Annotated in this window: 22 protein-coding genes; 8 read left to right on the top strand and 14 right to left on the bottom strand. The window is 69.1% G+C overall.

The genetic code is table 11. The annotated features are described in order from the left end of the window. Positions 1 to 23: 23 nt before the first annotated feature. Positions 24 to 833, bottom strand: a complete 810-nt coding sequence (ku, locus tag HCX50_RS17010) for a non-homologous end joining protein Ku (protein ID WP_029262512.1) — start codon at positions 831 to 833, stop codon at positions 24 to 26. A gap of 58 nt (positions 834 to 891) precedes the next feature. Between ku and ligD the strand changes: the two genes are divergently transcribed. Next, on the top strand, positions 892 to 2862 hold the full coding sequence (gene ligD, locus HCX50_RS17005) for a non-homologous end-joining DNA ligase (RefSeq protein WP_167635133.1): 1971 nt from the start codon (positions 892 to 894) through the stop codon (positions 2860 to 2862). A gap of 20 nt (positions 2863 to 2882) precedes the next feature. On the opposite strand, the gene HCX50_RS17000 is transcribed toward ligD, so the two are convergent. The 4 genes from HCX50_RS17000 to murI all read right to left on the bottom strand — a co-directional run bounded on the left by HCX50_RS17000 (position 2883) and on the right by murI (position 6127). Further along, a complete protein-coding gene (locus HCX50_RS17000; RefSeq protein ID WP_091030308.1) occupies positions 2883 to 3803 on the bottom strand; it encodes a cation diffusion facilitator family transporter in 921 nt (306 codons plus the stop codon). Between the two features lie 106 nt (positions 3804 to 3909). Continuing rightward, complete coding sequence (rdgB, locus tag HCX50_RS16995) at positions 3910 to 4503, bottom strand: RdgB/HAM1 family non-canonical purine NTP pyrophosphatase (protein WP_091030495.1); 594 nt, start codon at positions 4501 to 4503, stop codon at positions 3910 to 3912. A 2-nt stretch (positions 4504 to 4505) separates the two neighbouring features. Next, positions 4506 to 5243 carry a ribonuclease PH gene (rph, locus tag HCX50_RS16990; RefSeq protein ID WP_091030304.1) on the bottom strand — a complete coding sequence of 246 codons (738 nt, stop codon included), beginning with the start codon at positions 5241 to 5243 and terminating at the stop codon, positions 4506 to 4508. A 53-nt stretch (positions 5244 to 5296) separates the two neighbouring features. Continuing rightward, a complete protein-coding gene (gene murI, locus HCX50_RS16985) occupies positions 5297 to 6127 on the bottom strand; it encodes a glutamate racemase (protein WP_091030299.1) in 831 nt (276 codons plus the stop codon). 63 nt (positions 6128 to 6190) lie between these two features. On the opposite strand from murI, the gene HCX50_RS16980 reads away from it, so the two are divergent. Then, a complete protein-coding gene (locus HCX50_RS16980) occupies positions 6191 to 7516 on the top strand; it encodes a nicotinate phosphoribosyltransferase (protein WP_091030295.1) in 1326 nt (441 codons plus the stop codon). Positions 7517 to 7518: 2 nt separating this feature from the next. On the opposite strand, the gene HCX50_RS16975 is transcribed toward HCX50_RS16980, so the two are convergent. The 3 genes from HCX50_RS16975 to HCX50_RS19960 are packed head-to-tail and all read right to left on the bottom strand — an operon-like array spanning position 7519 to position 11247. Continuing rightward, positions 7519 to 7785: a DUF3039 domain-containing protein gene (locus HCX50_RS16975; protein ID WP_046013003.1), complete on the bottom strand. Its 267-nt coding sequence runs from the start codon at positions 7783 to 7785 to the stop codon at positions 7519 to 7521. Positions 7786 to 7825: 40 nt separating this feature from the next. Continuing rightward, positions 7826 to 9391, bottom strand: a complete 1566-nt coding sequence (locus tag HCX50_RS16970) for a hypothetical protein (protein ID WP_091030292.1) — start codon at positions 9389 to 9391, stop codon at positions 7826 to 7828. Beyond that, positions 9367 to 11247: an ABC transporter ATP-binding protein gene (locus HCX50_RS19960; RefSeq protein WP_337750019.1), complete on the bottom strand. Its 1881-nt coding sequence runs from the start codon at positions 11245 to 11247 to the stop codon at positions 9367 to 9369. Before HCX50_RS19960 ends, HCX50_RS16970 begins: the two co-directional genes overlap by 25 nt. Before the next feature lie 247 nt (positions 11248 to 11494). On the opposite strand from HCX50_RS19960, the gene HCX50_RS16960 reads away from it, so the two are divergent. The 4 genes from HCX50_RS16960 (at position 11495) to HCX50_RS16945 (ending at position 15142) form a co-directional block, all read left to right on the top strand. Further along, positions 11495 to 12187 carry a phosphocholine cytidylyltransferase family protein gene (locus tag HCX50_RS16960; protein ID WP_091030288.1) on the top strand — a complete coding sequence of 231 codons (693 nt, stop codon included), beginning with the start codon at positions 11495 to 11497 and terminating at the stop codon, positions 12185 to 12187. Between the two features lie 79 nt (positions 12188 to 12266). Then, positions 12267 to 13226, top strand: a complete 960-nt coding sequence (locus HCX50_RS16955; protein ID WP_091030285.1) for a hypothetical protein — start codon at positions 12267 to 12269, stop codon at positions 13224 to 13226. A gap of 87 nt (positions 13227 to 13313) precedes the next feature. Further along, positions 13314 to 14903: an acyl-CoA carboxylase subunit beta gene (locus HCX50_RS16950; RefSeq protein WP_374225477.1), complete on the top strand. Its 1590-nt coding sequence runs from the start codon at positions 13314 to 13316 to the stop codon at positions 14901 to 14903. Beyond that, on the top strand, positions 14900 to 15142 hold the full coding sequence (locus tag HCX50_RS16945; RefSeq protein WP_374225478.1) for an acyl-CoA carboxylase subunit epsilon: 243 nt from the start codon (positions 14900 to 14902) through the stop codon (positions 15140 to 15142). Before HCX50_RS16950 ends, HCX50_RS16945 begins: the two co-directional genes overlap by 4 nt. A gap of 7 nt (positions 15143 to 15149) precedes the next feature. Here the strand turns inward: HCX50_RS16945 and HCX50_RS16940 are convergent, their stop codons facing one another. From HCX50_RS16940 to HCX50_RS16915, 6 genes are all read right to left on the bottom strand, one after another. Next, positions 15150 to 18179, bottom strand: coding sequence for an alpha-mannosidase (locus HCX50_RS16940; RefSeq protein ID WP_167635132.1), 3030 nt, complete (start codon positions 18177 to 18179; stop codon positions 15150 to 15152). 98 nt (positions 18180 to 18277) lie between these two features. Then, positions 18278 to 19477 (bottom strand): ROK family transcriptional regulator, encoded by a 1200-nt coding sequence (locus HCX50_RS16935; RefSeq protein ID WP_167635167.1) that lies wholly within the window; start codon positions 19475 to 19477, stop codon positions 18278 to 18280. Positions 19478 to 19792: 315 nt separating this feature from the next. Continuing rightward, positions 19793 to 20800, bottom strand: coding sequence for a hypothetical protein (locus tag HCX50_RS16930; protein ID WP_244175894.1), 1008 nt, complete (start codon positions 20798 to 20800; stop codon positions 19793 to 19795). Then, entirely contained in the window at positions 20797 to 22032 is a 1236-nt protein-coding gene (locus HCX50_RS16925; protein ID WP_091030269.1) for a hypothetical protein, read from the bottom strand. Before HCX50_RS16925 ends, HCX50_RS16930 begins: the two co-directional genes overlap by 4 nt. Then, complete coding sequence (locus HCX50_RS16920; protein WP_091030266.1) at positions 22022 to 22681, bottom strand: response regulator transcription factor; 660 nt, start codon at positions 22679 to 22681, stop codon at positions 22022 to 22024. Before HCX50_RS16920 ends, HCX50_RS16925 begins: the two co-directional genes overlap by 11 nt. 40 nt (positions 22682 to 22721) lie before the next feature. Continuing rightward, a complete protein-coding gene (locus HCX50_RS16915) occupies positions 22722 to 23969 on the bottom strand; it encodes a class I SAM-dependent RNA methyltransferase (protein WP_091030264.1) in 1248 nt (415 codons plus the stop codon). 23 nt (positions 23970 to 23992) lie between these two features. On the opposite strand from HCX50_RS16915, the gene HCX50_RS16910 reads away from it, so the two are divergent. Continuing rightward, the gene (locus tag HCX50_RS16910; RefSeq protein ID WP_167635166.1) at positions 23993 to 24631 is read left to right on the top strand and encodes a Maf family protein; all 639 of its coding nucleotides are present in this window, start codon (positions 23993 to 23995) and stop codon (positions 24629 to 24631) included. A 78-nt stretch (positions 24632 to 24709) separates the two neighbouring features. After that, positions 24710 to 25105, top strand: a 396-nt coding sequence (locus tag HCX50_RS16905; protein WP_272953125.1) for a biotin carboxylase N-terminal domain-containing protein, incomplete at its 3' end; no start/stop codon positions are given.

Raw genomic sequence — 25105 nt, 5'->3', positions numbered from 1 at the left:
GCCGCCACCGCGGAGCCGATCTCTCAGCCCGCGTTCTTGGCGCGCTCCTCTTTGGTGCGCGCAACGCTGGCACGGAGGGCCTCCATCAGGTCGATGACCTCGCCGCCCTCGGCCGCCTTCTCGGCTTCGCCGAAGGTCTCGGCCACGTCGAACGTGTCGCCCGCCTCGATCTTCGCGTCGATGAGGGTGCGCAATTCCTTCTGGTACTCGTCGACGAACTCCTCGGGGTCGAAATCGGCCGAGTAGCTGTCGACGAGGGATGCCGAGAGCTCCAGTTCCTTCTTCGAGATCCGCACGTCCTCGTCCAGCGCGGGGAACTCGGCTTCGCGCACCTCGTCGGCCCACAGGAGCGTCTGCAGCACGAGCACCTTGCCCCGCACACGGAGCGCCGCCAGCCTCGTCTTCTGCCGCAGCGTGAACCGCACGATCGCGGTGCGGTCGGTCTGTTCCAGGGTCTTCCGCAGCAGCACGTACGCCTTGGGAGACTTCGAGTCCGGTTCGAGGTAGTACGGCTTGTCGAGCGTGAGCAGATCGACCTGGTCGGACGGGACGAACTCGACCACGTCGATCTCCCGGCTCTTCTCCGCAGGGAGGGCGGCGAGGTCGTCCTTGGTGAGCACGACGGTCTGCCCCTCCTCGACGTAGGCGCGGTCGATGTCGGCGTAGGCCACGGTCTCGCCACACACCTCGCAGGTGCGCTGGTAGCGGATGCGCCCGCCGTCCTTCTCGTGCACCTGATGCAGCGGCACGTCGTGGTCCTCGGTCGCGGAGTACACCTTGACCGGCACATTCACGAGGCCGAACGTCAGCGCGCCCTTCCAGATCGTTCTCATGTGACCAGTGAACACCAGCCGACGCCGTCGCGGCCAGACCCTTGACTACGCTGGCTGCATGGTCGGACAGGGGCAGGTCGTGCAGGTCGACGGCCGTCGTCTGCGCGTGACCAACCTCGACAAGGTCGTCTATCCCGAGACCGGCACCACCAAGGGCGAGGTCATCGCCTACTACAGCGCCATCGCTCCCCTTCTGCTCCCCCTCCTGGACGGGCGACCGGTCACGCGCAAGCGCTGGGTGGAGGGCGTCGGGACCGAGGATGCTCCGGCCGATGCATTCTTCACGAAGCAGCTCGAACCCGGGGCACCCGAGTGGATTCCGCGGCAGGCGATCCAGCACTCCGATGGACCGAAGGACTATCCGCTCGTCGAAGACGTGCCCACCCTGGTGTGGCTCGCCCAGGTCGCGGCGATCGAGCTGCACGTGCCGCAATGGCGCTTCACGTCGGAGGGTCTGCCCGGTCGTCCGGACCGACTGGTCCTCGACCTCGATCCGGGACCCGGCGTGGGCCTCGCGCAGTGCGCGGAGATCGCCCGGTTCGCCCGCGTCATCCTGACCGACATGGGCCTCGATCCGTTCCCCGTCACGAGCGGGAGCAAGGGCATCCACCTCTATGCGGCCCTTCCGGGCGAGCAGACCAGCGACGAGATCTCCGCCGTCGTGAAAGAGCTCGCGCGCCTGATCGAGAACGATCACCCCGACCTCGCCACCAGCGTCATGTCGAAGGCAGTGCGCGGGGGCAAGGTCTTCCTCGACTGGAGTCAGAACAACGGCAAGAAGACGACCATCTCGCCGTACTCCCTCCGTGGCCGCGCACGGCCCTGGGTCGCTGCCCCTCGCACCTGGGACGAACTCGACGACCCCGCCCTGGCGCAGCTTGACTTCGATCAGGTACTGGCCAGGGCCGCTTCCGGCACCGACCCCCTCGCGAGCCTTCGGCCTCTCGCCGTCGAATCGACGCCGCCGCCCGCAGCGACGGTATCGCCGCGTCGACCGTCGCGCCATCCGCGGAGCGAGCCGATCCCGGCGACCGACGGCACCGCCGCCACGCTCGCACCGATGCTCGCGGAGAACGCCACCCCCGGGGTCGCGCGCGCGCTGAGCGACCCCTCCTGGGTCGAGGTGAAATGGGACGGCATCCGCGCGATGGGCACATGGGCGGACGGGCGGATGCGGCTGCACGCGCGTCGCGGCACCGACATCACGGCCCGCTACCCCGAGCTGACAGCCGACGGGGCGCCGTTCCTCCCGGTCGCGGACGCCGTCGTGGATGGAGAGATCGTGGCGTTCGACGCCCACGGCCGGCCGAGCTTCTCGCTGTTGCAGAACCGCATGCATCTCACGCGACCGCGCGAGATCGAGCGCGAGGTCATCCGCACGCCGATCGTCTACATGCTGTTCGATCTGCTTCGGCTCGACGGTCATGACCTCACCGGCATGCCGCTGCGGGAACGGCGCACACTGCTCGAGGACGTGATCGCCGACCTCGATGCTCCCGTCCAGCTCCCGCCGGTCTTCGACGATGTCGATGCCGCCCTGGCCGCGAGCCGGGAGTTCGGTCTCGAGGGGGTCGTGGTCAAGGATCCGCAGTCCCGCTACCGCCCGGGGCAACGAAGCCCGTCATGGCTGAAGCTCAAGCACACCCGAATGCAGGAGGCCGTGATCGTCGGCATCCGCCCGGGAAGAGGCGACAGGGAGAGCACCCTCGGCTCTCTGCTGCTGGCGGTGCCCGAACCGGCGCGCGGCGTCGATGGATCGATTCGGCTCCGCTACGTCGGCCGCGTGGGCTCCGGGTTCACCGACCGCATCCTGCGCGACCTTCTCACTCGCCTCGAACCTCTGCGCGTGAAGACCGCTCCCCTCGATGGCGTGCCGTCCCCCGATGCGTCCGATGCGCTCTGGGTGCGCCCTGAGCTCGTCGGCGAGGTCGAGTTCGCGAACTGGACCCCGGACGGAATCCTCCGTCACGCGCGGTGGCGGGGGCTGCGCCCGGACAAAGAGCCGGACGACATCGTCGTGGAGGTCTGACCGCCGCTCGTCACGACGGCTCAGGCGTGATGCGGTTCGCAGTCGGACTGCTCGGCCGGCTCGATCTGGAACGTCGAGTGCGCGACATCGAAGTGATCGGCAAGACACGCCTGCATGTCGGAGAGCAGTTGCGTCGACCGTCCGTCGGCGAGCAACTGCGGATCGACGCTCACGTGGGCCGTGAAGACCGGGGCGCCTCGGGTCAGCTGCCAGACGTGGACGTCATGCACGCCGATGACACCCGCGTAGCCGAGCAGGTGAGTCCGGATGTCGCTGACAGCCGTCCCCTTCGGCGCGGACTCGGCGAGGACCGAGAAGACCTCGCGCAGGAGCGTGATCGCCCGCGGGATGATCATCGCGGCGATGAAGAGCGAGGCGATGGCGTCCGCCGGCATCCATCCGGTGAGGAGGATGACGATCGCCGCGACGATGACAGCCGCCGATCCGATCAGGTCGCCCATCACCTCGAGATACGCGCCGCGTACGTTGATGCTCGTCCGCTGCGCGCGGCTCAGCAGCCACATCGAGATGGCGTTCGCGAACAGGCCCACCACGGCGACGACCAGCATGAGCCCGCCGGCGACCTCGACCTCGCCCGGGTTCACGAGCCGCCCGATTCCCTCGACGGCGACCCAGGTCGCCAGGGCGATCAGGATCACGGCGTTGATCAGCGCCCCGAACACCTCGGCGCGCTGATAGCCGAAGGTGCGTCGGTCGTCGGCCGGGCGTGCGGCCACCGTCGCCGCGATCAGAGCGATCACGAGGGCGGATGCATCCGTGAACATGTGCGCGGCATCCGCGAGCAGGGCGAGCGACCCGGTCAGGATCGCGCCGATGACCTGCACGACCATCACGGTCGCGGTGAGCGACAGCGAGATCGCCAACAGGCGTCGACTGCTGGCTGAACGGATGCCGCCGGCGGCGGGTGCGTGATCGTGCATGCCCCCAGGCTAGACCGGGAAACCGGGCCGGAAGCCCGGTTCCGACTAGTCGGGAAGGGTAACGATTCTCACCGTCATCTGCGGTTCGCTGAAGGACGGTCCGACGTCAGAGCGCGCCGAGCAGCGGCAGCAGTTCCGCGAAGGCGCGGGCCCGATGCGACTGCGACTGCTTCTCGTCAGCGGAGAAGCCGCCCACGGTCCGCTCCTGCCCCTCCGGCTGCCCGTCCGGGATAAAGATGGGGTCGTACCCGAAGCCGCCTTCCCCGGACGCTGCGTGCGCGAGGCGCCCCGGCCATCGGCCCTCCACGACGTGCTCCTGCCCATCCGGCAGGACGAGGGCGATCGTCGAGGTGAAGTGTGCGGCCCGGTGCGGGTCGGCGATATCCCGCAGCTGGTCGAGCAGGAGCTCGAGATTCGCCGCGGCATCCTTCTGCTGTCCGGCCCAGTAGGCGGAGAAGACCCCGGGCGCACCGCCGAGCACGTCGACGCAGATCCCGGAGTCGTCGGCCAGGGCCGCGAGTCCGGTATGGGCAGCAGCGGCGCGCGCCTTGATGAGTGCGTTCTCGGCGAAGGTGACGCCGTCTTCGACCGGCTCGGGGCCGTCGTAGGCGACGACCTCGAGATCAGGGCGCGCCTGCGCCACGATCTGCTGGAACTCCGCGACCTTGTGGGCGTTGTGGGTCGCGAGGACGACCTGCATCGTCACTCCCCCGCCAGCGCGGCGAGCTGCTTGCCCTTCAGATCCTCGCAGCCGGCCACGCCGAGCTCGAGCAGCGCATCGAGTTCGCGCTTGTCGAACGGCGCTCCCTCGGCGGTGCCCTGCACCTCGACGAAGAGCCCGCGCCCGGTGACCACGACGTTCATGTCGGTCTCGGCGCGGACATCCTCGGTGTATGCCAGATCGAGCATGGGTTCGCCGTCAATGATCCCCACCGATACGGCGGCGACGGAGTCGAGGAGTGGCGTGGAGTTCTTACCGATGAACTTCTTCTCCCGACCCCACTCGATCGCGTCGGCCAGCGCCACATAGGCACCCGTGATGGCAGCGGTGCGAGTGCCACCGTCGGCCTGCAGCACATCGCAATCGATCACGATCGTGTTCTCGCCGAGTGCCTTCGTGTCGACGACGGCGCGCAGCGCACGGCCGATGAGGCGGGAGATCTCGTGGGTGCGACCGCCGATGCGGCCCTTGACGCTCTCGCGGTCGTTGCGGCTGTTCGTGGCGCGGGGAAGCATCGAGTATTCCGCCGTCACCCATCCCTTGCCCTTGCCGGTGAGCCAGCGTGGGACGCCGTTGGTGAAGGATGCCGTGCACAGCACCTTCGTGCCGCCGAAGCTGATCAGGGCGGACCCCTCGGCGTGCGCGCTCCAGTTGCGCTCGATGGTGATCTCTCGCAGCTGATCGGTGGAACGGCCGTCGACGCGGACGATTTCGGACATGTGCTTCTCTCGGTCGGGGTGGAGACGAATCGAGCGGACGATTCGAAGAGGCCTTACTCGAAGGCGATGTCAGGAAGGGTGATGACGCCGGTCTGCACGAGCTGCACGTCCCGGACCTCGCGACCCATGAGTCGGTTGGCCAGTGCCGTGAATTCATCGGCCGAGGCGCCGGTGGCCTCGTAGACGTAGGTCGCTGTCGCATCGGGCGATGCCAGGAGGTCGCCTCTGACCAGCTGGCGGTACACATCACCGGCGGTCTCATCATCGCTGGAGACGAGGGTGACGCCCTCGCCCATGACGTAGCTGATGGCACCGCGCAGAAAGGGATAGTGCGTGCATCCGAGCACCAGTGTGTCGACGTCCGCGTTCCGCAGCGGGGCGAGGTACTCCTCGGCGACCGCGAGGACCTCGGGAGTCCCCGTGATCCCCGCTTCGACGAATTCGACGAACCGCGGGCAGGCCGCGGTGAAGACCTGAAGCCTCTCGTTCACCTCGAGCATGTCCTGATAGGCGCGGGATCCGATCGTGCCCACCGTGCCGATGACGCCGACTCGTCCGTTGCGCGTCGTGGACACCGCTCGGCGCACGGCGGGCCCGATGACCTCGACGACGGGGATCTCGTATCTCTCGCGCGCGTCACGGAGCATCGCCGACGACGCGGTGTTGCAGGCGATCACGAGCATCTTCACACCCTGGTCGACCAGTGTGTCGAGCACCTCGAGGGAGTACCGGCGGACGTCGGCGATCGGCTTGGGGCCGTACGGGGAGTGCGCGGTGTCGCCGATGTAGACGAACGACTCTCGGGGCAGCTGGGCGCGGATGGCCCGCGCCACCGTGAGCCCGCCGACACCGGAGTCGAAGATCCCGATCGGCGCGTCGTTCATGACTCCCCAGCCTACCCGCGCGCGACCCGACCCGCGCATCAGCACGCTCAGTAAGCTGAGCGCATGACCACGTCGACGGCGCTGCTCACCGACCGCTACGAGCTCACGATGCTCGCCGCTTCCCTTCGGGATGGGACGGCCTTCCGCCCCAGCGTCTTCGAATTGTTCTCCCGACGATTGTCCGGCGGCCGCCGGTTCGGCGTGGTCGCCGGCACCGGCCGTCTTCTCGGACTGCTGCGCGACTTCCGCTTCGGAGAGGACGAACTGCGCTTCCTCCGCGACGCGCAGGTCGTGGATGCGGCGTCGCTGAAGCACCTGGAGGCCTACCGATTCACCGGATCGATCCACGGTTACCGCGAGGGTGAGCTGTACTTCCCCGGCTCGCCCATCCTCACCGTCGAGGGAACATTCGCCGATGCCGTGGTCCTGGAGACCCTGGCGCTCAGCGTGCTCAACCACGATTCAGCCGTCGCGACCGCCGCCGCCCGGATGAGCATCGCGGCGGGCGAGCGTCCGCTGGCCGAGATGGGCTCACGCCGCGCGGCCGAGCGCTCGGCCGTGGCCGCAGCGCGCGCCGCCTACATCGCGGGGTTCGGCGCCACGAGCAACCTGGAAGCCGGTCGGAGCTGGGGCATCCCCACGATGGGCACGGCCGCCCACTCGTGGACGCTGCTGCACGACTCCGAGGAGGAGGCGTTCCGCGCCCAGGTGGAGAGCATGGGCACCGACACCACACTGCTCGTCGACACCTACGACATCCGCACGGGCGTCGAGACGGCGATCCGCGTCGCCGGCACCCGGCTCGGCGGCGTGCGCATCGATTCCGGCGACCTTCCGACCGTCGCCGCCGATGTGCGCGCGCAGCTGGACGAGCTCGGGGCCGCCCACACGCGCATCACCGTGACCAGCGACCTCGACGAGTACGCCATCGCAGCCCTCGCCGCCTCACCGGTCGATGCCTACGGCGTCGGCACCTCCGTGGTGACCGGCTCCGGTTACCCGACAGCGAGCATGGTCTACAAGCTCGTCGCACGGCAGGATGCCGACGGGTCATGGATCGGCGTCGCGAAGGCATCTGCCGACAAGGCGTCTTACGGCGGCCGCAAGGCCGCGTTCCGCACGCTGGTCGACGGCGTCGCGACCGCAGAGACAGTCGTCGTCTCCGACGGCTTCGAGGAGCTCGACACGCCCGACGAGCACCCCGATGGCCGTTCGCTTCAGGTGACCTTCGTCGAGGCGGGAGATATCGACACCGCCCACGAGGGGGCGGCGGGGACGGCGGCCGCGCGAGCGCACCACCTGCGCGTGCGCGAGGAACTGCCGGTGCGCGCTCTCGCGCTCAGCAAGTCCGACCCGGCGATTCCCACCGTGTACGTCGAAGCCGACTGACGTCAGCTGATCATCGACTCGTAGATCTCCTTGCACGTGGGGCAGATCGGGAACTTCTCCGGGTCGCGACCCGGCGTCCACTTCTTGCCGCACAGCGCCCGCACCGGTTTCCCGGTGATCGCGGACTCGAGGATCTTGTCCTTCTTCACGTAATGCGAGAAGCGCTCGTGGTCGCCCGGCTCGAGATTCTCCTCGCGGAGGAGCTCTTCCAGTTCGCGATCAAGCGTTGCCACGCCGCCCTGATCGGGGCTGTCCAGCGGAGTACTCATCCCGAGAGTCTAGCGGCGTCGAAGACACCGCGGGCGGTCGTCACGCGGTCTCGACGAACTCCATCAGCCGCTCGCCGCTGCGCTCGAAGATACGGCCGCCGATGACCGCTCCTGCCACCAGCACCGCAAGCCCCATGAGGAGCCCGACCCAGAACGTCGCCGGCGCATAGGCCGAGCCCTCGAGAAGCGTGGCAGCGAACAGCCAGATGGTCGGGATGCTGACCAGTATCGCTCCGAGGAAAGCGGCCGCCGGGCCGTACGTGCCTCGCGAGCTGGGCCGCTGCGGCTGCTGGAAGGGGCTGTCACCGGGCCGGGACACCGCGTACGGGGCCACGACGGAGACGATGCTCGAGATGCCGAGCGCCGAGAACAGCAGACTCGCCGCGAGGCCCCCGAGCGGCAGCAGGAGACTCCAGTCGCCGATGAGGAGAAGCGACAGCGGTGTGGCGATCGCGAGGACCGGCACCGCCACCAGCAGAACCGGAACCAGACGACCGAGGCGGTCGGGAAGCCCTCGCACCCCGCTGGCCACGTGGGTCCACAGGGCCGTCGAGTCGTAGGCGACGTCGTTGTGCGGCAGCCAACCGAAGAACAGTGCCATCACCGGGACGGGCACCAGTGCGGCGACCTCGACGGGCACGCCAGCGACGATGAGCGGAAGCACCGTCAGCACCCCGGCGACCGGGACGACGATGATGTTCATGATGTACCGGCGGTCCCGGAGCCAGTAGACGAGGCTGCGGGCGGCGATCGCGCCGAAAGCGTTGGACGGCAGCAGACCGAACCAGCCGAGCCCGGTGCGCTCTCGCGAGGTGACGGGGCGCTCGGTCGTCGTGAGCAGGCGACGCACGAGCCACGACCATGCGACCCACAGGAGGCCGACGGTGAGGACCGCCACGATGCCACTCACCCACGCCGATGCCGTCTCTCCCGCCGCGGACGAGAAGAGGAAGGCGGGCGAAGCCGCGAACGGGCTGAACCCGAGCACGGTCGACAGCGTCGCCAGAGAGTCGGGGACGAGGCCGTCCCAGCGCAGCGAACCGAGGAACACAGCGACCGGGAACGCGATCACCAGCAGCGCGAGTGCGAACAGTGCGGTGAGCTCGCGCGATCGGCGCTCCGGGAGCAGCAGGGCGTTGACCCCCATACCGATCCGGGAGATGAGCACGGTCGTGACGACGCCGAGGAGCGTCATCAGGATGGCCAGCGGCCACGGTGTCCCCGCCCGGACCGCGACGATGCAGACGCTGATGTAGACGGCGAGCAGTGCCAGGCTCGGCACACTGACGAAAGCCGCCAGCGTGAGCACCCAGGGCATCTGACGCTCGTCCACGCCGAAGACGGCGAATCGGCGGGGATCCAGCTGGTCGACCGCGCCGACGAGGATCGGGCCGACGAGGAAGCCGACGAGCAGGGCAGCCCCGCCGAGCACAGTGACCGCGCGGGCGACGGGAACAGGAGCATCGGCGAGGCTGAAGACCGCCAGGCAGACGACGACGGTGACCGCGACGACCGCAGCGAGCAGAACGAGCATCCGAACCCGACGATCGCTGCGCAGCGCCCCGACGAGCAGCGCGAACCTCAGTCGGAGAACGTGTGCAGCCACTCGAGCCCCTCCACCTCTCCGCTGGAACCGGCGAGTTCCACGAAGCGCGCTTCGAGGGTCTGGCCTGCGCGCACCTCGTCGATCGTTCCCTCTGCGAGCACCTCGCCGTTCACGATGATGGCCACCCGCGAGCAGACGCGCTCGACCAGGTCCATGCCATGGCTGGAGAGGATGACGGTGCCACCGTGTGAGACGTAGGCACGCAGGATGTCGAGGATGACCGCGGACGAGACCGGGTCGACCGATTCGAACGGCTCATCGAGCACGAGGACGCGCGGCGAATGGATCATTGCCCCGGCGAGCATGATCTTCTTCGTCATGCCGGCCGAGTAGTCCGAAACCACCCGGCTGAGCGCGTCGCCGAGATCGAACGCACGGGCGAGGTCGGACGCACGCTTCTCGATGACATCGGCCGTGAGCCCCCGCAGAAGCCCGTAGTAATAAAGGAGTTGACGCCCTGTGAGCCTGTCGAACGTGCGCAGCCGGTCGGGCAGCACACCCATCATGCGCTTCGCGGCCTGCGGCTGCGTCGCCTGATCGATTCCGCAGATCACGACGCTTCCCTCATCGGCGCGCAGCAGGCCGGCGACGATCGAGAGCGTGGTGGTCTTGCCGGCACCGTTGGGGCCGACGACCCCGTAGAACGACCCGGCAGGCACGGTCAGGTCGATCCCGGAGACGGCACGATTGTCGCCGAACTGCTTGACGAGACCGCGGATGCTGATGGCCTCGCCGCCGGACGCACTGTTGATCGCGCCGACGGCGTCAGACGTCGCATCATCCGAGTCGACCACGGCTTCGACGACCTCGACCGACGCCGCTTCTTCTGTCGGTTCCGGCTCGGCGACCACGGTGGGTGCAGCGACGTCGTCGGCGACCGGCACCACGGGTGCGTCTGCCTCGCCGAGCGCCGGTTCCTCGAAAGCGGGAGCGGACTCGAGTACCGGAGCGGACTTCACCGGGGGCGTCTGATCGGCAGTGGGTGATGGCTCTACGACGGGCGTCGCCGGGGCGTCGGCACGCGCCTCGGCCGCTACTGCACTCTCCGTCGCCGCACTCTCCGTCGCCGCATTCTCCGTTGCCGCCTTCTCTGCGGCGGCCTCTTCTGCGGCGGCCTCTTCTGCGGCGGCCTCTTCTGCGGCCGCCTTCGCCGCAGCCGTCTTCGCCGCAGCCGTCTTCGCCGCCGCGGTCTTCGCCGCAGCCGTCTTCGCCGCCGTCGTCTTCGCGGTCGCCGACCGGGCTGTTGTCTTGGCGGCGGTGGTCTTGGCAGCTGCCGTCTTCGCCGCCGCGGTCTTCGCCGCCGCGGTCTTGGCCGCCGCGGTCTTGGCCGCCGCGGTCTTCGCAGCCGCCGTCTTCGCAGCCGCGGTCTTGGCCGCCGCCGCTGTCGATGAGGGGGACTTCGTCGCTGCGGCACGTGCGACCGTGTTCTTCGCCGCGGCCGTCCGGGCCGCCGCGGGCGTCCGCTTCGGCGCGGCCTTCGCCCCCGGTCGATCGAGCATCGCGTTCTTCAGCGGCTCCACGACGACCTCAGCGGTCGGCGCCGCCTTCTCGGCAGCCGCCTTCGCCGTCGTCTTGGTGGCGGGCACCTTCGCTGCCGTGCCCTTCGAGGCAGCGGGTCTCGCCGGAGCGCGAGTCGCGGCGGGCTTCTTCGCGGCGGGCTTCTTCGTGGCACTCGCCGTGCTGGCGCTCGTCTTCGCGGCATTCGACTTCGCGGGCGACGTGCGACTCGTCTTCTTCGGCGCTGAGGCGGCGTCCGGCGTGGGCTCACCAGTCGAAGCACGCTTCGTCGATGCCTGGGGCGGCGCGGTCTCGGTATCGTCCACCTCGGCGGCGCGGTCGTCAGGGGAGGAAGTCACCGTCCTACGGTATCAATGGGTGGCGGCATACCAAGGCCGCCGCGCAACATTCGACCGCACAGCCCTCGGATCCGATACAAACCGGCTCGTGGCGAGCCTGTGCGTCCGGTGTGTACTCGATCACGAAATGACAACGGGAGGCCCCTCGACCCGGGGCTTCCCAGGCTGCCTCGCTACCATGAACTCGGCACGACGAAGTGTCTGGTCGATGAATCGACCGTGAACACAACTTCCTTTAGGAGCACTCGTGACTCTTCAGACCGTCATCCTCGCCGCCGGCATGGGCTCGCGCCTCGGCCGAGCGCTGCCGAAGCCGCTCACCGAACTGAGCGACGGCCGCACGATCATGGGCCAGCAGCACGACAACATCCGCGCCGCCTTCGGTTCGGACGCGCGGATCACCACCGTGGTCGGCTACCGCGCCGAGACCATCATCGACGCCTTCCCCGCCGTCAACTACGTCCACAACGAGCGCTACGACGAGACGAACACGTCGAAGAGTCTGCTGCGCGCCCTCGGCGCGACCGGCAAGGGCGGCGTGCTGTGGATGAACGGCGACGTGGTGTTCGATCCGATGATCCTCGGTCGGGCGGCTGCCTACATCGAGCGCGACCAGTCGTTCGTCACCGTCAACACCTCCAAGGTCAGCGACGAAGAGGTGAAGTACACGGTCACCGCCGAGGGCTTCATCAACGAACTGTCCAAGACCGTCAAGGGCGGTCTGGGCGAGGCTGTGGGCATCAACTACATCTCCTCCACGCACAAGAAGGCGTTCATGCGCCAGCTGCAGCGCGTCGAGGACCAGGACTACTTCGAGCGCGGGCTCGAGCTGGCCATCGCCGAAGACGGTCTGCTCCTCGAGCCGATGGACGTCTCGGACCTGTACGCGGTGGAAGTCGACTTCGCCGAAGACCTCGAGCGGGCGAACCTCTTCGTCTGACCCGCTTTCCCGAAAGCCCGGCCCCTTCGAGGGGCCGGGCTTTCGGCGTTTTCGCGGCCGGGCTTCGTAGGATCACTCCATGGCCCCCAAGGTGCACAAGATCCATTCCCTTCCGGACGACGCCCCGTGGGACAAGAGCGTGCCGCCCGCCGGGTCGCCTGAGCATCCGATGATGGTGCGCGGGCTCGACCGCGTCCTGTCGATCCAGCGCCCACTCGTCCTCGCGCACATCCGCAGCATCCGCCTGCGCAACCCGCACGCGACGCCCGCCGAGATCATCCGCATCCTCGAGCGGCGCTACCTGGCTGCCGTCACCACAGGCGGGGCCGCGGTGGGAGCGACCGCGGTCGTTCCCGGCATCGGCACGGGAGTGACCCTGGCACTGTCGGGAGTCGAGACGGTGGGGTTCGTGGAATCGACGGCCCTCTTCGCCCAGTCCGTCGCCGAGGTGCACGGCATCGCGGTCGCCAACCCTGATCGCGCACGCGCACTCGTGATGACACTCATGCTCGGCAAAGAGGGCGTCGATCTGGTCGGGCAGCTCGCCGGACAGGTGGCCGGACGCGGTGGGAGCAGATCGTCCTACTGGGGCGAGCTGGTCACGAAGTCGCTGCCCCGTGCCGCCGTCGGGCCCCTGGTCGACCAGCTCAAGAGCATGTTCGTAAAGCAGTTCGCCGCGAAGGGCGGAGCGTCGATCATCGGCAAAGCGCTGCCGTTCGGTATCGGGGCGGCGATCGGCGGGGCCGGGAACCACATCCTCGGTCGTCGCGTACTCACCACATCCCATCGGGCGTTCGGAGCGGCCCCGATCGATCTCCCTCTCGAGCTGGAGCCCGTTCCCGGTGCCGAGAAGGTCGAACTTCGTATGCTGCGCGGCGCCCGGTACGCGGGCACGGCGGTGGCCGGCGCTGCCGGGACGACGGTCCGCGGTGTCGAGTGGGTCGGTCGCAAAGCGCTCTCCCTCGGCCGCTCACCCAAAACAGATCCGGCACTCGAAGGCAATGGCCAGGAGCAGGACCCGAACCCCAGCGGGCACTGAGCTCGCGCGTTCATCGCCAAAGGATCGACCGCCCCGTTGTGCCGAGCATCCAACGGCGCGCGTCGCCCCGACGCTAGGGTGGAATCCGTGACGGACAAGCCCGACCTCTTTACCACCGCCGGCAAGATCGCGGATCTGCGCGCTCGCTATACGGAAGCCGTCGTCGACGCGGAAGCGAAGGCGAAGGAGAAGCAGCACGCCAAGGGCAAGATGACCGCCCGCGAGCGCATCGAACTGCTTGTCGACCCCGGGAGCTTCGTCGAGTTCGACGAGTATGTGCGCCACCGCACGACCGCGTTCGGCATGGACCGCTCCCGTCCCTACGGCGACTCGGTCGTCACCGGCGTCGGCACGATCAACGGACGCACCGTCGCGGTGTACTCCCAGGACTTCTCGACCTTCGGCGGATCGCTCGGCGAGGTCGCCGGCGAGAAGATCATCAAGATCATGGAGTTCGCCCTCTCCGGAGGCATGCCGTGCATCGGCATCCTCGACTCGGGCGGCGCACGCATCCAGGAGGGTGTCGTGGCCCTCGGCAAGTATGGCGAGATCTTCCGCCTGAACACCCGCGCTTCCGGCGTCATCCCCCAGATCTCGATCATCATGGGCCCGGCCGCCGGAGGAGCTGTGTACTCGCCTGCCCTCACCGACTTCGTCATCATGGTCGACAAGACCAGCCAGATGTTCGTCACCGGACCCGACGTGATCAAGACCGTCACCGGCGAGGACGTGGGCATGGAGGAGCTCGGCGGCGCGTACACGCACAACACGCGCTCCGGCGTCTCGCACTATCTCGCCGAGGACGAGGACGACGCGATCGACTACGCGCGCACGCTCCTCAGCTTCCTCCCCGACAACAACATGGCGGAGCTGCCCTCGTACGAGAGCACCTTCGAATTCGAGACCACCGACGCCGACCGCACGCTGAACACGATCGTGCCGGACTCGACGAACCAGCCCTACGACATCCACACGGTGATCGAGCACATCGTCGACGAAGGCGACTTCCTCGAGGTGCAGCCGCTGTTCGCCCCGAACATCGTGATCGGCTTCGGCCGCATCGAGGGGCGCTCGGTCGGCATCATCGCCAACCAGCCCTCCCAGATGGCCGGAACGCTCAACATCGAGGCCGGAGAGAAGGCCAGCCGGTTCGTGCGCTTCTGCGACGCGTTCTCGATCCCGATCGTCACCCTCGTCGATGTGCCCGGATACCTGCCGGGCACCGACCAGGAGTGGACCGGCGTCATCCGCCGCGGTGCGAAGCTGCTCTACGCGTACGCCGAGGCCACCGTGCCGCTGGTCACCGTCATCCTGCGCAAGGCCTACGGCGGCGCGTACATCGTGATGGGATCGAAGCAGCTCGGCGCCGACGTGAACCTCGCCTGGCCCACGGCCGAGATCGCCGTCATGGGTGGCCAGGGCGCCGTCAACATCCTCTACCGCGGCGAGATCAAGAAGGCGGAGGAGGCTGGCGAAGACGTCGCCGCCGTGCGCACCCGCCTCGCGAACGAGTACACGTACAACGTGGCGTCGCCGTTCCTCGCGGCGGAGCGCGGCGAGCTCGACGGCATCATCGAGCCGGCGAACACCCGCGTCTCGATCGCGAAGGCACTGCGGGCTCTGCGCGGCAAGCGTGCAGAGCTGCCGCCGAAGAAGCACGGGAACATCCCGCTGTGACCGCGCACGACGCACAGGGCGGAGCATCGGGGGACGTCGCCCCGATGCTCGAGATCACCCGCGGGGCCGCCACCGAAGAGGAACTCGCCGCCCTCATCGCGGTGATCAGCGAGGCGTACGCCACCGAGGCGGCGGACGCCGTCGTCGAAGAGCCATCGGTCTCGGCGTGGACCCGCACGCAGCGCCCGCTGCGCCGTCCGCTGCGTCGAGACATCCCCTGGGGACGATTCTCCGGCTGATCGCGGATCAGGCCCCGGGCGACGATGCCCCGCGGAAGCGGAGCGTCACCAGCTGGAAAGCACGCAGCTCCAGCTGCACCGACTGCTGATCGACCCCGCCGACCGTGCCGGTGGCGATCTCGCGCTCGAGGAGGTCGGTCTCGACGACGGAGTCGAATGTGAATCCGGTGGTCAGCGCGGCAGCCGCACGCCCACCGTGCGCCTCGTAGAGGCGCACCACCACGTCACCGCTGCGGTCCTCCGCGAGCTTCACGGCCTCGACGACGACCGCGTCCGACGAGACGGAGAACAACGGTTCCACCGGGCCTGCGCCCTGGATTCGACGCAGCGGCAGATTCAACCGGTACCCCTCGCGGACCGCATCGGCGATGGTCGACGCCGGGCGCACGCTCACGCGGAACGTGTGCGTGCCCTGATCCGCCTCCGGGTCGGGGTAGAGCGGCGCCCGCAGGAGCGAGAGGCGCACGGTCGTCGTGGTTCCGCCGCCCGCACGCGGTGCGCGAGTGATGTCGTGCCCATAGGTGGCGTCGTTCGCGACCGAGACGCCGAAGCCGGGTTCCCCGACGTGCACCCATCGGTGCGCGACGGTCTCGAACCTCGCGGCGTCCCACGAGGTGTTCATGTGCGTCGGGCGATGCACGTGACCGAACTGGATCTCGGAGGTCGCCAGGTCGGTGTGCACGTCGAGCGGGAACGCGAGCTTGAGGAGCTTCTGCCGTTCGTGCCATTCGACGACGGTCTCGATGTCGAGCGCCTCGGCGTCGGACGCGAGCGTCAGTGTCTGCGTGATCCGCGAACCCCCCGACTCGCGGACCACGCAGACGACCGCCGACGCGGGATGCGGGACGATGTCGACCGAGACCGCATCCGTCACATCGATGACGTGTCGGCGGTAGTGCTCGTCGATGTCCCAGGCATCCCAGCGAGTCGGCGTATCGCGATGCAGCTGGAGGAGGTTCCCCCGCTCCCCCACCGCGATCGCGTCTCTCCCGGTCGCGCGGACGACGAGTGACGTCACCAGGCCCGCGCTGTCGATCGTCACCCTCAGGTGCGCGTTCTCCAGCACGAAGCCGCTCGTCGTCCGCGAGACCGCCGCAGGACCCCCAGTGCCCCGCGTGGCGGCGATCCCCATCGCCGCCACTCCCTCCCGTGCGTAGGGACCCGCGTTCGCGACCAGCTCGGATCCACCCGAACCGGCGACGACAGCCAGTGCCTCCGCGATCATGCGCTCCGCCGAGGCGAGGACCTCGTCGTAGCGTCGTTCCGCCTCCCGATGCACCCAGCCGATGGAGCTGCCGGGGAGGATGTCATGGAACTGCTGCAGCAGCACGACCTCCCAGAGCGCGTCGAGTTCGTCATACGGGTAGTCGGCACCACGCAGCGCCGCAGCCGTCGCCCAGAACTCGACCTCACGCAGGGCGTGCTCACTGCGCCTGTTGCCCCGCTTCGTCCTGGCCTGAGAGGTGTAGGTGCCTCGATGGAATTCGAGATACATCTCCCCCGTCCACACCGGAGGATCGGGATATTCGGCCTCGGCGGCCTCGAAGAAACGGCGCGGCGTCGACAGTGTCACGGTCGGAGACCCCTCCAGCGAACGCAGGCGTGCGGCCGCGGCGAGCATCTCGCGATTGGGTCCTCCGCCGCCGTCACCGTAGCCGAACGGCACGAGCGAGGTGTTCGCGCGGCCCTTCTCGGCATACTGGGCCTCGGCGCGCGCCAGTTCCTCTCCGGAGAGCTGTGCGTTGTACGTGTCCACCGGCGGGAAATGCGTGAAGATCCGGGTGCCGTCCATGCCCTCCCACTGGAAGGTGTGATGCGGCATCCGGTTCGACTCGTTCCACGACATCTTCTGCGTCAGCATCCATCGCGATCCGGCCGCCCGCGCGATCTGCGGCAGCGCCGCGGAGTATCCGAAAGAATCCGGCAGCCAGACATCCAACGGTTCGACTCCGAACTCCTCGAGGAAGAACCGCTTGCCGCGGATGAACTGCCTCGACAGCGCCTCACCGCCGGGCATGTTGGTGTCCGACTCGACCCACATCCCGCCCGCCGGGACGAAGCGTCCCTCGGCGACCGCGCGACGCAACCTCTCGAACAGCTCCGGTTGGAACCGCTTCATCCACGCGTACTGCTGCGCCGACGACGCGGCGAAAGCGAAGTCCGGGTCCTCCTGCTGCAGCGAGAGGACGTTCGAGAACGTCCGTGCCACCTTCCGCTGCGTCTCGCGCACCGGCCACAGCCACGCCGAGTCGATGTGCGCGTGGCCGACCGCGTGCACGCGATGCGCCGACGCTGCGGCCGGATGCGACAGCACTCCGACGAGCTCTGCCCTGGCGGCTGCCGCAGAGCCGGCGATGTCCTCGGGGTCGGCGGCGTCGATCGCGCGTTCGAGCGCCCGCAGGATCTCGGCGCGCCGCGACGACTGCGCGGGAAGCTCGTGCATCAACGAACGCAGCACCACGACATCCTGCAGGAGCTCCCACGCCGTCACGTCGAGGACGGCGACGTCGGCCTGCCGGAAGACGTAGAGGGGGGATTCCCCCGCCGTGTGCCACTCACCCAGCGTGGTGGGCCGGAAGAGCCGGAACCCTTCGGCCACGTCGGGGTTCGCCGCGGCCTCCAGGTAGAACTCGAACGAGTCTCCGGCGGCACCGTCGAGCGGGACGTAGGAGTTGCGGGGCTCGACGGCCTTGACGATCGATCCGTCAGGGCGATAGACGGTGCCCTCGGCCTGGAATCCGGGATCCGCCGTATTGAAGCCCAGATCCAGCAGCAGCTCTGCCCGCTGTCCCTCGCCGACGGCGGGGATCACCCCGGTGATGCGCAGCCACATCGTGCTCCATGCCCGACCCCACGGCGTCCCCACCTCGAAGTCCGCGAACCGCTGCTGCACCGCCTCGGCGAAGGGCACCGGCTCTCCGGGAGCCGTCCACGCCGCAAGTTCGAGCGCCACCGCTCCGGCGTACACGGCGGGACGCAACCGCTCCTCCACGAAGCGCTCGAGGCGCGCGTCGACGAGCACGGAGTTGTCATGCATCGGTGGTCCGATCGCTGAGGGGGAATGACAGATAATACATCGATTGGAGTTATTTCTGTCAAGCGTTCGCCACGGATCCCTCGCCTGCGGAATCCCGCTCAGTGATCGAGCAGCAGAGTCGATGCTCGCGGGCTCAGCACCGCGTCGAGCACCACGCAACCGGCCCCCACAGCGGCGACATCGTCACCGACGACCGTTCCGTCCACAGGCAGCGAGCGCACCGAGCGTGTGGCACTCGCCTGTTCGAGCAGGTCGGGGATCTCTCGCAGATAGACCTCGGCCAGCCGCGACCAGAACGGGCCGCCGAACACCACACGATCCACGTCGAGCATGTTGGTCAGGGCAGCTGTCAGCACCGACATGTGCGCCGCCGCCTGCCGCAGCACACCGTCGGCGAGCGCATCACCCTCGGCCGCCCGTCGACACAGCTCGGTGAAGCGCGTGTCGACCACCTCGACATCGCTCACCTCGACATCGTCGCGGAACACTCCCGCTCGCTCCGCCTGCGCGACGATCGCCTGCGGCGTGCAGACGACTTCGACGCAGCCGCGGGAGCCGCAGGTGCACGGCGGTCCGTCCGGGTCGACGATGAGGTGTCCGACCTCTCCGATGTTGCGGGTGCTTCCGGGGACCGCTTCCCCGTCTCTGACCAGCGCCGCACCGATGCCGGTACCCAGATACACGAACACGAACGAGTCATCGGCCGACGCCCTCCGCGTCCAGAGCTCGCCCACCGCGGCGGCGGTCGTGTCCTTCTCGAGCACCACGGGGAGACCGATCGCCTCGGCCAGCACCGAGCGAAGCGGCACCCGGTTCCAGCCGAGCAGCTTGGGCGGATCGATCACGGTGCCCTTCTCCGCGTCGAGCGGGCCGGGGGCCGCGACCCCCACACCGGCGATCGATGCCCGGTCGACGCCCGACACCGTGATGAGGGCGTCGATCGTCGCCGCCATGGCCTGGACGATCCGGCGCGGCTCCATGGCCGGGGTGCGCACACCGACACGCCGCACGACCGCACCGGAGAGGTCGAGGAGCACGAAAGTCATGATGGCGGGGTCCAGATGCACCCCGACCGAGAACCGGCTGTCCGCGACGAGCCGCAGCGTGACCCGGGGCTTGCCCGGTCCGTTGATGGTGCGCCCGGCCTCGCGGATGAGGCCTTCGTCGAGCAGCCGCCGCGTGATGTTGGTGACGGTCTGGGCCGACAGGCCCGTCGCCTCGGCGAGCTCGATCCGGCTCGATCCGTCACCGGACTGCCGGATGGCCTCCAGCACGACGGACTGGTTGAAGTCGCCCATCCGCGGAAGATTCGTGCCCCGGCGCGTTCCCATCGTCCAATGATCCCCCATTGCCGGGGAAATCGTGTCCCCCAAAATACCTACAGACAACGATTGGAAGAACCTTCAGACTGAGTGAGACGCTTCGCGTTCGGCTGGTCTCTCTGTCCCAGGGTAGACAGACGCTGATCGGCCACCAGCGGACGGTTTTCGGGTAACTGTCCGCACGGCGAGGGGCAGGCGGATACGCCGCCCCTCGCCCACTCTCTCTACCGCCTCGACTCCGGTCTCCTCCCCCACCGGAGCCGAGGGGCGGCGCGCCGCGTCGGGCGGCGATCAGACCGCAGCGGCTTCCCTCAGGATCTCGTGCCACAGGTCGACGGAATCGTCGTCCCCGGAGGCGCGGGTGCCGGCGCGGCCGACCACGGTCACGGCGACGCGCGGGTCGCGGGACGAGCGGATGATGAGGCGAGCGCTCTCCGCGCGGGTGAGCACGGCGGCCAGCTCATCTCTGATCTCGACCCGACGCGCCGCCTCGATACCGTCGAAACCGCCTTCGTCGAACACCGTCACGACAGCGCCGCGGCGACGCGCGGCTTCGATCGCGTTCCGCACCGCGTCGTTGAGCAGGTCCGCCCCGCGCAGCTCATCCCGCAGTCGCCCCTCGGCCAGACGCGCATCCAGGCGCTCCTGATCGTCCAGCGCTCCACGAGACGCCACCACACGGCTCAGGACGGGCCCCGCGACGGCCAGAGCGAACTGCGTGCGCAGGCGGCGTTCACGCTGACGCACCCGCTGCGTGGCATGCCAGGCCGAGACCGCCTGCTGGATCTCGGCGAGGCGCTCGGTGTCGCGGACCGCTCGGTCCCAGAACATGACGAGCAGTCGGGCGACGACGACCCACATGATCGAGCCCACCAGACCGAGGCTCAGCGCCACGCCCAGGCCCAGATAGGCGGACGTCGCCGCCACCAGGACCGCGAGTGTCGCCCAGCCGACGAGGAACCGACGACGGACGACGCACACGACCCCGAGCAGGCCGAGTGCGCCGATGTACCAGGTGGCGAACGGCGCCGTGCGGTCGGCGGGATCGAGCGCGAACGTGACCAGCGCCGGGATGACGGCGCTCGCCAGCAGCGCGAGCACGGCCGACCACAGAGGCATCCGCACCGAATTGGCGCTGCCGAGGATCGCGACGTTGACCACGACGAGATAGAGACCGATCGCGAGGACCATCACCAGCGGTGCGGTCGGTTGCTCGATCCACCAGATGCCGCGCGCGACGAAGTACAGCGCGAAGCCGACGGCGAGGGAGGTGGCGACGCTGCGGACGGTGCGGTTCACGAGCGCTCCCACCCCAGGACCACGATCGTGCCGTGGTCGTCGGACCGGATCTGCGCGGTGCCGGCGACACCGGCCATGCGAGCGAGGATGGAAGCCCGGATGCCGAGACGATCCGCGCCGATGCTGTCGACATCGAAACCCGGCCCGGCATCGGACACCGTCACGGCGATCCCCTCGTCGCCATGACCCTCGGCGATGATGTGCAGGCCCCGCCCGCCGGCATGAGCGACGGCGTTGCCGATGGCCTGACGCGCGGCGAGCACCAGGGCCCGGGCGGCGCGACCCGGAATCAGCCCGATGCCGCCCCGCTCCTCGACGATCGCATCGGCGCCGAGTTCGGAGAGCGCGCGACGCAGCTCCACCACGATCTGCGCCGTCCCGATCGGCTCATCGCTCCCCTCCTGCGCCACCGCGACCTCGGTATTGGCGAGTCGGGTGAGCGCTTCGCGCGCCATCGCGACCGCGAGCTCCTTCGCCCGCTCGCCCTCCGCACGCTCGGCGGCGATCAGCGCCGCCAGGACGCTGTCGTGCATGAGCGCCGACATGGCCACCCGCTCCTCCTCTGCGGCAGCGGCAGCGGCGGCGGTCGAGTACGACGAGACGGCCTGACCTCTGGCCTCGTCCACACCGGCGGCGACCGAGCGGAACATCCAGCCGAGCGCGATCATGACCACGCCCAGGATCAGCGTGAACGACACGTCGAAAGCGGTCGTCACCCAGAACTCCCGCGAGAACTCGCCCTGAACGAGTCGGACGTACCCGTAGACGAACGGCATCCCCGCCGCCCAGGCGAACTGGAGCCGCAGCGGGAACGCGAGCATCGCCGCGACCACGCCGACGTTGACGAGGAAGAAGATCCACGGCTGATCGCCCGCGCTCTTGTCGGTCGGATCGACGACGCTCGGCCAGGCGGCCAGGGCCAGGACGTAGATCACGGCGAAGACGCCGGAGAAGAGGCGTACACCGCGTCCGATCAGACAGGCCACGAGCATCGCAGCCAGGGGCACGAACACCGCGGCCAGGATCACGACATCCCCCGCATCGGCCCGCATCGGAGAACTCAACGCGGCGATCAGGGCCTGCACGCCGAGCGCGGCCGAGCCGATCGCCACCACGATCGCGAGGATCCGCTCCATGCGCTTGCCGGTGAAGCGCTCGAACTCGGTGTCCGCGCTGCCGGGAGAAGGGATCTTGCTCCAGGCATCGCGGATGCTGAGCGGATCAGCGGGCACTCGGCGCCCCGTCGGCCGCGACGATCCCGTCCTCCATGGCCCGACGGAGGAGGTCGACCTTGGTGGGTGCGGGGCGACCGACCTCGACGTACTTCACGCGGACGCGGGTGATGTTCTCCTTGGCCGTCGAGTACGCGACGCCGAGGCGTTCGGCGACCGCCTTCAGCGGCAGCCCCGTGGCGTAGAGCCGGAGCACCTCGCGCTCGCGAGTGGAGAGCTGGGCGTCGGCGAAGGCCCGATCCCCGTCGACGGCACTGGCCCATTCGACGTTGTTGAGCGCCTCGCCCTGAGCGACGGTGCGGATCGCATCCAGCACGTCGTCGAGAGCGGACGACTTGCTGACGACACCGGCGGCCCCGGCGGCGAGCGCCTCGCGCACCGCTGCGGGACGGTCCGCGACGCTGTGGATGACGACGCTCGCGCCGTCGTTCACGAGCGAGGTCACGTTCTCGGTCACGGTCGAACCGTCACCGAGAGTGAGGTCGAGCACGACCACGTCGGCCGGAGCGGACGCGGAGGCCACTCGCCACTCGAGGTAGGAGACGACCGTGCTGCCGGAGAAGACCACCGTCTGCGAATCGCGCGCGCACGCGGCCTCGAGGCCGAGGCGAACGGACTCGTGATCGTCGATGAGTGCGACCCTGCTCATCCACCCAGCCTAGTGAGTACCCGGCGGCGGCCCGGATCGGTCACCGGGTGAGGAGCGCGACGACCTCGAAGTGGTGCGAGTGCGGGAAGAGGTCGAAGCCGCGCAGGCGGTCGACCTTCCACCCGAGGGTACGGAACGTCCCGAGGTCTCTGGCGAGGGCCACCGGGTCGCACGCGACGTATGCGATGGCCTCCGGCGCGAGGGCGTGCACCGCGTCGACGACCTGGCGCCCGGCCCCGGCACGCGGCGGGTCGAGGATGACCGCTCCGGTGCGCCCCCCGCTCTTCTGCGTGGAGAGGAAGCGATCGACGCGCGCGGTCACGGCCTTCACATCGAGCGGGGCGAGGTTCGCGGCTGCGTGCTGCGTGGCCCGCGCGCTCGACTCCACCGTGACGATGTCGGTGCCGCCGAGGTCGGCGAGCGTCGCCGCGAAGAGCCCGACACCGCCGTAGAGGTCGTAGTGCGTCTTCTGCTCGTCGACGTGCCCCTCGAGCACGCCGTAGACCGCGGCGTCGAGCACGGACGCCGCGCGCGGGTGCACCTGCCAGAAGCCCGTCGCATCGACCTGGAAGCGGCGGTCGCCGACGACTTCCTCGATCACTTCCGGTGTCGGACGGCGACGGAAGCCGCGAGCGACCTTCGCCGGCCGCTCGGTCTCTTCCCGCCGGATGACACGGACCTTGCCGTCAGCGGGCTCGACGAGTTCGATGCGTCCGGGTGCCTCGCCGTGCAGCGCGAGCGCGGCCTCGGCGATGGCAGGACGGGAGAGCGGGTAGCTGGTGACGGGGATCACGCGGTGGCTGCGCGCAGCGAACGGACCGACCTCACCGGACTCATCGACGTGCAGGGTGACGCGGGTGCGCCAGCCGGTGCCGTCACCGGAATCGACGGCCTCGATCTCGGGAGCGACGAGGCCTGATCCCGCGAACCGGTCGAGCGCCTCGGTCAGCACCTGGCGCTTGAGCACCCGCTGGTGCCCGAGGTCGATGTGGCCGAGATCGGCTCCGCCCGGGCGGTCCGCCGGATCACGGGAGAGATCGGCCTCGGCCCAGATGTGCGGGCGGCGGTGCTCCGAGGCGTCGAGCACCTCGATCGTCTCGGCCCGCCAGAAGCTGCGGGTGGAGGCATCCGCCCCTTCCTGCGGGGCGATCACCCTGGCGCGCACGCGCTCCCCGGGGATCGCATCGGAGACGAAGACCACGCGGCCCTCATGGCGGGCGACGAAGGTGCCCCCGTGTGCGATGCCGGTGATGTCGAGTTCGAGCACGTCGGCTGCGGAGGAAGTCATTCTTCGAGGATACGGTGGTGGACATGCGCGTCTGCCTCGCCTCCACGTCTCCCGCTCGACTGATGCTGCTGCGGCAGGCGGGGATCGAGCCACTCACCCTGTCTCCGGACGTCGACGAGGATGCCGTAGCCGCGGCCGCCGAGGCCGAACACGGCAGCCCGCTCGCACCCGCCGAACTGGTGCTGCTCCTCGCCCGCGCCAAGGCCGCAGCGGTCGCCCGCAGTCTCGCCGAGGCGGGCGAGTTCGACGGTCTCGTGATCGGCGGTGACTCGATGTTCGCGCTCGGCGGGCGGGTCTACGGCAAGCCGTACACCGCGGAAGAGGCCACCCGACGCTGGCAGGAGATGCGCGGCGCGACCGGCATCCTGCACTCCGGGCACTCGGTGTTCCGGATCGTTCCTGGCGCCGAGCCCGTCGAGGCGACCGCCGTCGCCGAAGCGGCGGTGACCTTCGCCGCAGATGTCAGCGACGCCGAGATCGTGGCCTACGTGGCCTCGGGCGAACCGCTGCACGTGGCCGGAGCGTTCACGGTGGACAGCCTGGGCGGCGCCTTCATCACCCGGGTCGACGGCGATCCCTCGACCGTGGTGGGCATGTCCCTGTCGACCGTGCGGCGCCTGGCCGCAGAGCTCGGCGTCCAGTGGACGGACCTGTGGTCGTAGACTCCCCTCCACGTTTCCCCCTCTTTCTTGTGGGGAGTCGTCAAAGGGATCGAGTGCCTTCTCGCTAGGCTGGCAACCATGCCTGCTATCGCCAAGGTGCTCATCGCCAACCGCGGCGAGATCGCCGTACGCATCATCCGCGCCGCTCGAGACTCCGGGATCGCGTCGGTCGCCGTCTACGCCGACCAGGATCGTGATGCCCTGCACTCCCGTCTCGCGGACGAGGCGTACGCGCTCGGCGGCTCGACCAGCGCCGAGACGTACCTGCAGATCGAGAAGATCCTCTCGATCGCCCGCCGCGCCGGTGCCGACGCCGTGCACCCCGGCTACGGGTTCCTCGCTGAGAACGCCGAGTTCGCCCGCGCCATCATCGATGCGGGGATGACCTGGATCGGCCCGTCGCCCGAGGCGATCGAAGCCCTCGGCGACAAGGTGACCGCACGTCACGTCGCCGAGAAGGTCGGCGCTCCCCTC

Origin of the sequence: Microbacterium sp. B19(2022) (assembly GCF_012030385.1) — a bacterium.
Taxonomy (GTDB): domain Bacteria; phylum Actinomycetota; class Actinomycetes; order Actinomycetales; family Microbacteriaceae; genus Microbacterium; species Microbacterium oxydans_B.
The sequence above is the reverse complement of the archived record's forward strand: the minus strand, read 5'-3'. Positions and strand labels throughout refer to the sequence as shown.